General features: G+C 67.0%; 9 protein-coding genes. 6 read left to right on the plus strand and 3 right to left on the minus strand.

The window, feature by feature from the left end:
• The 3 genes from dxs to xseB all read right to left on the minus strand — a co-directional run.
• Nucleotides 1–1,780, minus strand: a 1,780-nt coding sequence (dxs, locus tag FKP22_RS15595) for a 1-deoxy-D-xylulose-5-phosphate synthase (protein ID WP_141288386.1), incomplete at its 3' end; no start/stop codon positions are given.
• A gap of 51 nt (nucleotides 1,781–1,831) precedes the next feature.
• The gene (locus FKP22_RS15600; RefSeq protein WP_141288387.1) at nucleotides 1,832–2,719 is read right to left on the minus strand and encodes a polyprenyl synthetase family protein; all 888 of its coding nucleotides are present in this window, start codon (nucleotides 2,717–2,719) and stop codon (nucleotides 1,832–1,834) included.
• Nucleotides 2,716–2,955 (minus strand): exodeoxyribonuclease VII small subunit, encoded by a 240-nt coding sequence (gene xseB, locus FKP22_RS15605; protein ID WP_141288394.1) that lies wholly within the window; start codon nucleotides 2,953–2,955, stop codon nucleotides 2,716–2,718. Before xseB ends, FKP22_RS15600 begins: the two co-directional genes overlap by 4 nt.
• 252 nt (nucleotides 2,956–3,207) lie before the next feature.
• On the opposite strand from xseB, the gene FKP22_RS15610 reads away from it, so the two are divergent.
• The 6 genes from FKP22_RS15610 to FKP22_RS15635 all read left to right on the plus strand — a co-directional run.
• Entirely contained in the window at nucleotides 3,208–4,329 is a 1,122-nt protein-coding gene (locus tag FKP22_RS15610; RefSeq protein WP_141288388.1) for an aromatic ring-hydroxylating oxygenase subunit alpha, read from the plus strand.
• 130 nt (nucleotides 4,330–4,459) lie between these two features.
• A complete protein-coding gene (gene bufA2, locus FKP22_RS15615; protein WP_141288389.1) occupies nucleotides 4,460–4,717 on the plus strand; it encodes a BufA2 family periplasmic bufferin-type metallophore in 258 nt (85 codons plus the stop codon).
• Between the two features lie 124 nt (nucleotides 4,718–4,841).
• The gene (gene bufB / locus FKP22_RS15620) at nucleotides 4,842–5,699 is read left to right on the plus strand and encodes an MNIO family bufferin maturase (protein WP_141288390.1); all 858 of its coding nucleotides are present in this window, start codon (nucleotides 4,842–4,844) and stop codon (nucleotides 5,697–5,699) included.
• Nucleotides 5,696–6,502 carry an HvfC/BufC N-terminal domain-containing protein gene (locus FKP22_RS15625; RefSeq protein WP_141288391.1) on the plus strand — a complete coding sequence of 269 codons (807 nt, stop codon included), beginning with the start codon at nucleotides 5,696–5,698 and terminating at the stop codon, nucleotides 6,500–6,502. The genes bufB and FKP22_RS15625 overlap by 4 nt, the downstream gene beginning before the upstream one ends.
• A gap of 176 nt (nucleotides 6,503–6,678) precedes the next feature.
• Nucleotides 6,679–6,885 carry a hypothetical protein gene (locus tag FKP22_RS15630; protein ID WP_141288392.1) on the plus strand — a complete coding sequence of 69 codons (207 nt, stop codon included), beginning with the start codon at nucleotides 6,679–6,681 and terminating at the stop codon, nucleotides 6,883–6,885.
• Between the two features lie 62 nt (nucleotides 6,886–6,947).
• On the plus strand, nucleotides 6,948–7,400 hold a 453-nt coding region (locus tag FKP22_RS15635; RefSeq protein ID WP_141288393.1), incomplete at its 3' end, for a DUF3717 domain-containing protein.

Consider the following 7,400-nt stretch of genomic DNA (forward strand, 5'->3'; position numbering starts at 1 on the left):
CGTGTTCGATGAACTGGTCCGGCAGGCCCAGTTGCAACACCGGCACCGCCAGGCCTGCGGCGGCCAGGCACTCCAGCACCGCGCTGCCGGCACCACCGGCGATGCAGCCCTCTTCCACGGTCACGAGGTGGTCGTGGGTACGGGCGAGTTCGAGCACCAGCGCTTGGTCCAGCGGCTTGACGAAGCGCATGTTGGCAACCGTTGCACCCAGCTTTTCAGCAGCGGCCAGTGCAGGGTACAGCAGCGTGCCAAAGGCCAGGATGGCGATGCGCGAGCCCTTGCGGCGCACTTCGCCGCGACCCCAGGGCAGGGTCGACAGCGCAGGCTCGACGGCCACGCCAGCACCCGCGCCGCGCGGGTAGCGCACAGCGGCCGGGCCGGCATGCGCAAACGCGGTAGACAGCGCCTGGCGGCATTCGTTTTCGTCGGCCGGTGCCAGCACTGCCATGTTCGGCACGCAGCGCAGGTAGGCCAGATCGAAGGCACCGGCGTGGGTGGCACCGTCGGCACCGACCAGGCCGCCGCGGTCCACCGCGAAAACCACCGGCAGGTTCTGGATCGCCACGTCGTGGATCAGCTGGTCATAGCCGCGCTGCAGGAAGGTCGAATAGATCGCCACCACCGGCTTCAGGCCTTCGCAGGCCAGGCCGGCGGCAAAGGTCACCGCATGCTGCTCGGCAATGCCGACGTCGTGATAACGCTTGGGGAAGCGCTTCTCGAACTCCACGAGGCCGGAGCCTTCGCGCATGGCCGGCGTGATGCCGACCAGGCGTTCGTCCGCCTCGGCCATGTCGCACAGCCACTGGCCGAAGACCTGGGTGAAGGTGGTCTTGGGCGGCGTGGCGGGCTTCTGGATGCCGACCTTGGGGTCGAACTTGCCGGGACCGTGGTAGTTGACCGGGTCGGCCTCGGCCAGCTCGTAGCCGTAGCCCTTCTTGGTGACCACGTGCAGGAACTGCGGGCCTTTGGCGTCGCGCAGGTTTTCCAGCGTCGGCACCAGCGAATCGAGGTCATGGCCGTCGATCGGACCCACGTAGTTGAAGCCGAATTCTTCAAAGATGGTGCCGGGCACGACCATGCCCTTGGTGTGCTCCTCGAAGCGCTTGGCGAACTCGTACAGCGGCGTGTTGCGCAGCACGCTCTTGGCGCCTTCGCGCGCCGCAGCGTAGAACTTGCCACTCATCAGCCGCGCCAGGTAGCGGTTCAGCGCACCCACCGGCGGCGAGATCGACATGTCGTTGTCATTCAGGATGACCAGCATGTCGGGCAGGCCGGCTGCGCCCTGGTAGCCGCCGTGGTTCAAGGCCTCGAAGGCCATGCCGCCGGTCAGCGCGCCGTCACCAATGACGGCCACGGCCTTGCGGTTCTCGCCCTTCAGCCTCGCGGCATGGGCCATGCCCAGCGCAGCCGAGATCGAGGTCGACGAATGGCCCACGCCAAAGGTGTCGTATTCGCTCTCGCAGCGGCGCGGAAAGCCGCTGATGCCACCCAGTTGCTTCAGCGTGGCCATGGCTTCGCGGCGGCCTGTCAGGATCTTGTGCGGATAGGACTGGTGGCCCACATCCCAGACCAGGCGGTCATGCGGCGTGTTGAACACATGGTGCAGCGCGATGGTCAGTTCCACTGTGCCGAGGTTGGACGACAAGTGCCCGCCGGTGCGGCTGACCGATTGCAGCAGGAAGTCGCGCAGTTCCTGGGCCAGGGTCTTGAGCTGCGCACGGCTCATCTGCCGCAGTGCCTCCGGACCCTGGACGCTTTCCAACAGCGTGTTTTGACTCATGCGATTCGCTCCGCTGAACTCTTGTAATGTGCGCTGGCCAGGGTGTCGCCCTCAGTGTTCCCGGTCGACCACCAGGTCGGCCAGCCAGCCCAGGTGCTTCGCGGGCAGCCCGCTGCGCTCCAGCGCCTTCAGCGCCTGCTCGTGCAGTGCGCGGGCATAGGCCAGCGCCGAGTCCAGGCCCAGCACCGAGACATAGGTCGGCTTGTTGGCATCCATGTCCTTGCCCGCCGTCTTGCCCAGCACCTCACTGACCTGGGTCACGTCGAGGATGTCGTCCATCACCTGGAAAGCCAGGCCGATGGCTGCACCGTATTCGGACAGGGCCTGCCAGGCGGGGGCGCTGATGGTGCCGCAAGCAGCGCCCATCAACACGCTGGCTTGCAGCAAGGCACCCGTCTTGCGGCGGTGCATGTCGCGCAGCACGGTTTCGCTCAGCGGCTTGCCGACGCTGGCCAGGTCGATCGCCTGGCCGCCAGCCATGCCGGCATGGCCAGCGGCACGCGCCAGCAGGCCGACCAGCCGGGCCTGCAATTCGGGCGACACCGAGCCGTCTTCCGGCGTCAGCACCTCGAAGGCCAGCGCCTGCATCGCATCGCCGGCCAGCATGGCCTGGGCCTCGCCATATTGGACATGCACCGTGGGCTTGCCGCGGCGCAGCGCGTCGTCGTCCATGCACGGCATGTCGTCGTGCACCAGCGAGTAGGCGTGGATCAGTTCGACCGCCACCGCGGCGCGCGTGGCCGCTTCGGCGTGGCCGAGGCTGGCGTCGCAGGCGGCGCGCACCAGCAGCGGGCGCAGGCGCTTGCCACCGTCCAGCACGGCGTAGCGCATGGCTTGACCCAGGCCGACCGGTGCATCGGCCGGCACCAGGCGGTCGAGCGCTTGCTCGATGGACCGCAGTTCCTCTCGGACCCAGCGATCCAGATCTTCATTCGTCATGCAGCTGCCCAGGGCTTGAGTTGCCCTTCCTCCAGAACCTTGACTTGTACTTCAACTGCCTGAAGCCGCTCACGGCAGAAGCCCAGCAGCACCGCGCCGCGCTGGTAGCTCTCCAGCAGGCGGTCCAGCGGCATCTGGCCGGTCTCCATCGCCAGCACCAGTTGGTCCAGCTCGGCGACCGCGTCGTCGTAGCTCGCGGGCAGGGGGCTGGCGGATGAAAGCAACTCGCTGGGCATTTCGGCAGGTGAAAATTTAGCGCGATTGTAGTCAGGGTCTGCCCGAGGTCTGGCGGAAGATCCGGTCATGTTGCCGAATGCAAAGCGCATTTGGTGAAAATTCCCATCGTCTGGCAGACCTGTTGCTTTCCCTTGGTTAGAATGCCAGACCGCCCTCTCCTTGCCGAGAGGGCTTTTCATTTGTCACAAACCCATCCGCGGGGCCACCGGGTGGGGGGTTTACAGACATGTTTTTTGGAGATCCTGGGGATCATGTCGGACCTGAGCATCAAGCTGGAAGCTCTGGAGCGCGCGCGCTCGCAACTCTCTGTCAGCACCTACTTCGATGAGGATCTGTTCCGCCGTGAACAGGAACTCATCTTTCAGCACGGACCGCGCTACCTGGCGCACGAACTGTCCGTTCCCGAAATAGGCGACTTCTACGCCCTGCCGCAGGAAGGCGAGGGGCGTGCGCTCGTGCGCTCGCGCAACGGGCTGGAGCTGATCTCGAACGTCTGCCGGCACCGCCAGGCGGTGATGTTGAAGGGCCGTGGCAACACGCGCGCCAACATCGTCTGCCCGCTGCATCGCTGGACTTACGACCTGCAGGGCCAACTGGTGGGTGCACCGCACTTCGACCACGACCCCTGCCTGCACCTGAACAACTACAAGCTGCGGACCTGGAACGGCATGGTCTTCGAGGACAACGGCCGCGACGTGGCCGCCGACCTCGCGCAACTCGGCCCCCGCGCCGACCTGGACTTCTCCGGCTACGTGCTCGATCACGTCGAAAAGCACGTCTGCAACTACAACTGGAAGACCTTCATCGAGGTCTACCTGGAGGATTACCACGTCGGCCCGTTCCACCCAGGCCTGGGCCAGTTCGTCACCTGCGACGACCTGAGCTGGGAGTTCGGCAAGCACTATTCGGTGCAGACGGTGGGCGTCAACGGCGGGTTGGAGCGGGCCGGTTCGCCGGCCTACCAGCGCTGGCACGACGCGGTGATGAAGTTCAACGGCGGCCGGCCGCCCAAGCAGGGCGCGATCTGGCTGACCTACTACCCGAACATCATGATCGAGTGGTATCCGCACGTGCTGACCATCTCGACGCTGTACCCGCAAGGGCCGCAGAAGACGCTCAACGTGGTCGAGTTCTACTACCCCGAGGAGATCGCAGCCTTCGAGCGCGACTTCGTCGAAGCCCAGCGCGCGGCGTACATGGAGACCTGCGTCGAGGACGACGAGATTGCCGAGCGCATGGACGCGGGCCGCCATGCGCTGCTGCTGCGCGGCGATGATGAAGCCGGGCCGTACCAGAGCCCGATGGAAGACGGCATGCAGCACTTCCACGAGTGGTACCGCAAGGTGCTGGGCATGGGCCGCCGGCCCTGGTGAAATTTCTTTTGTGGGTGCTGTAAGAACCGCGCGGCTGGTGCGACTGACGTTCAGCCCGGATGACAAGTCCGGGTCGCCTTCCTGAAGGAAGCGCCGTCTGTTTCTTCATCACCATCACAGGAGTCATCCCATGTTCCATACCGCCAAGACCGGTGTCGCCATCGCTGCTGCAGCCGCCGCCATGTTCACGATGGGCGTGGCCCCGCTGGCCGCGCACGCGGCCGATGGCGCCGTGCACTGCACCGGCGTCAACAGCTGCAAGGGCACGTCCGAGTGCAAGACCGCCAAGAACGAGTGCAAGGGCCAGAACAGCTGCAAGGGCCAGGGCTGGGTCAGCAAGTCCTCGGCTGCGGAATGCACCAAGGCCGGCGGCACCGTGGCCAAGTGACCCCCACGCCCCCCTGCCAGGGGGCTGCCCCCCCGAGGGGGCTCGCGCAGCGGACCGGCAAAGCCGGATCCGCGCACGCCACTTGACCATGCGGTGGCGCCTGCGGCGCGCCGCACCTGACACCATGCCCAACTTGACCGGCTTTGGCCTGGGCTTGCGGCCCGAACATTACGCCGACTTCCGCCGGCAACCCGCGCCCGCATGGGGTGTGGACTGGCTGGAGGTGATCAGTGAAAACTACCTGGTACCCGGCGGCAAGCCGTTGGCCCACCTGGACGCCGTCCGCCGTGACGTGCCCATGGTGATGCACGGCGTGTCGCTGTCCATCGGCGGCACCGACCCACTGGACATCGACTACCTGCGCCAGCTGCGTGCGCTGGCGCAGCGCATCGAGCCCGGCTGGGTCTCGGACCACCTCTGCTGGACCGGCGTGGCCGGCACCCAGCTGCACGACCTGCTGCCGGTGCCCTACACCGAGACCAGCCTGCGCCATGTGGCCAGCCGGGTGCAGCAGGTGCAGGACACGCTGGGCCGGCCGCTGGTGCTGGAGAACGTCTCCAGCTACGCCGCATGGGCAGGCGACGAAATGAACGAAGCCGAGTTCCTTGCCGCCTTGCTGCAGCGCACCGGCAGCGAGCTGCTGCTGGACGTCAACAACGTCTTTGTCAGCGCGCACAACCACGGCTTCGACGCCAAGGCTTTCATCGACACCCTGCCGCTGGGCCAGGTGCGCCAGCTGCACCTCGCGGGCCACAGCGAGGAAACGCACGGCGGCCGCAGCTGGCTGATCGACACGCATGACCAGCCGGTTTGCGATGGGGTCTGGGACCTGTACCGCCACACGCTGCGCCGCTTCGGCCCGCTGCCCACCATGATCGAACGCGACGACCACATCCCGCCGCTGCCGGAGTTGCTGGCCGAACTCGCGCTGGCACGTGGACATGCCGTGCAGGCCTTGGCCGAAGTGCCGGAGGCCGCATGACGCTGGACAGCTTGCGCAATGCCCAGCTCGCACTGGCCGCTTTGATCCAGCAAGCGGAGGCGCCACCCGCCGCCGCCTTGCCGCCGCTGCTGCGCGCACTGCACGGCAGGCCCGAGTCGCCGCAGGTCTCGCTGGGCATCTACCGCAACGCCTGGCGCGGCCGCCTGATTGAAGCGCTGCGTTCCAACTACCCCGTGCTGCACCGCGTGCTGGGCGACGACGACTTCGCCGAGCTGGCCATGGGCTTCATCGCACATCACCCGCCGCACACGCCGTCCATCCGTTGGTTCGGCGCCGCGTTGCCCGCTTACCTGCAGCAACAACCGAATGCGCTGCCCCACCCTGCACTGTCCGACCTGGCCCGCATGGAGTGGGCGCTGGGCCTGAGCTTCGACGCAGCCGACGCCGCGCCGCTGGATGGCGCGCAGCTCGCCACGCTGGCGCCGCAAGACTGGGTCGGCCTGCGCTTGGCCGCCCATGCTTCGCTGCAGTTGCTGGAACTCGACTGGGCCGTCGAGCCGCTGTGGCAGCAGCTCACGCATGCGCCGGAAGATGCAGACACCAGGCCGCCCGAGCCGCTGCAGCATCAGTTGCTGGTCTGGCGCCAGGCGCTGGACACCCGCTGGCGTTCGCTGCAGACCGAAGAAGCCGCGCTGCTGCAGGCCACGCTGGCCGGTGTGCCGTTTGGCGAGCTGGGCCATGTGGCGGCGCAGCAGGTGGGGGACGAAGCCGCGCCTGGCCTGCTGGCCTCGGCGCTGCAGACCTGGGTCAACCAGGGACTGCTGGTGATGCGGGTCAGGTAAGCGTCCGTCATATCCGGCAGCGCACAAAAAACCTGCTTGCTTGCGTGAATTCATCGCATCCGGAACGGCCCCGACGCGGGTTTTCCTTGGAAGGAAAGCCAACCTGTCGGCGGACGCCATCCCTAGAATCAGTCCCTCGTCCCCACGCCTTGCCACGCCGACAGAGGAGCACCCCCATGTTCGACGATCTGGAAGACGGTTCGCACCTTGGCCTTTGGGTCACCGCAGGTCTGCTGGTCATGCTGTTGTTGGGCTTGGTAGGCGGGCTATGGGTGCAGCAGCACCGAGCAGCGAAAACGCTTCGCGTCAGTTCCGGTCCGCACCTCAGCGCGCCGGCGCCAGCCGTATTGGCCGATACCCAGCCAGGCATGCAGCTCCGCTGAAAGTCCGCCGGCGATGCCCTGGTGGGCAGCAGGGTGGCGCGCCGCGCCACAATACCGCCCCCATGCCCGGCATTCACATCACCGACATCGAATCGGCCATCAACTGGTGGCGCGAGCGCTCTCCTTCTGCCGACGGCATCTCCGCCTGCCCCGAAGTCCGGGCGCTGGCCGAGGTCTATGCGCTGATGGTCTATTACCACGAGCCCGAGGCAGACGAGGCCAGCATGCCCGCGCGCGCCCGCGCTGCCTGGCTGGACTGGTACGCCAGCACGCCGGACGCGCCCTGCATCGCCATCTGCTCGACCGCCCAGGGCGACCCGATCTGCAAAGGCTGCGGCCGCAGTGAAGACGAGGTGCAGCACTGGCCGCAGCTGAGCCCGGTGGAAAAGCGCCAGGTCTGGCGCCGCATCACGCTGGACGCCAAGGCCTGGCGCTTCAATCGCTATGCCGAGCGTGCGCGGCTGTCTGGAGGCAGCCCGCAGGAGCCGCCACCCGACCCCCAGGCTGAACCAGCC

The sequence above is a fragment of the Ideonella azotifigens genome (assembly GCF_006519715.1).
Taxonomy (GTDB): domain Bacteria; phylum Pseudomonadota; class Gammaproteobacteria; order Burkholderiales; family Burkholderiaceae_C; genus Ideonella; species Ideonella azotifigens.

Excerpts from the sequence above, each read along its gene's own strand:
- FKP22_RS15600 (WP_141288387.1), bottom strand. The coding sequence starts at position 2,719 with ATGACGAATGAAGATCTGGATCGCTGGGTCCGAGAGGAACTGCGGTCC.
- xseB (WP_141288394.1), bottom strand. The coding sequence starts at position 2,955 with ATGCCCAGCGAGTTGCTTTCATCCGCCAGCCCCCTGCCCGCGAGCTAC.
- FKP22_RS15610 (WP_141288388.1), top strand. The coding sequence starts at position 3,208 with ATGTCGGACCTGAGCATCAAGCTGGAAGCTCTGGAGCGCGCGCGCTCG.
- bufA2 (WP_141288389.1), top strand. The coding sequence starts at position 4,460 with ATGTTCCATACCGCCAAGACCGGTGTCGCCATCGCTGCTGCAGCCGCC.
- bufB (WP_141288390.1), top strand. The coding sequence starts at position 4,842 with ATGCCCAACTTGACCGGCTTTGGCCTGGGCTTGCGGCCCGAACATTAC.
- FKP22_RS15625 (WP_141288391.1), top strand. The coding sequence starts at position 5,696 with ATGACGCTGGACAGCTTGCGCAATGCCCAGCTCGCACTGGCCGCTTTG.
- FKP22_RS15630 (WP_141288392.1), top strand. The coding sequence starts at position 6,679 with ATGTTCGACGATCTGGAAGACGGTTCGCACCTTGGCCTTTGGGTCACC.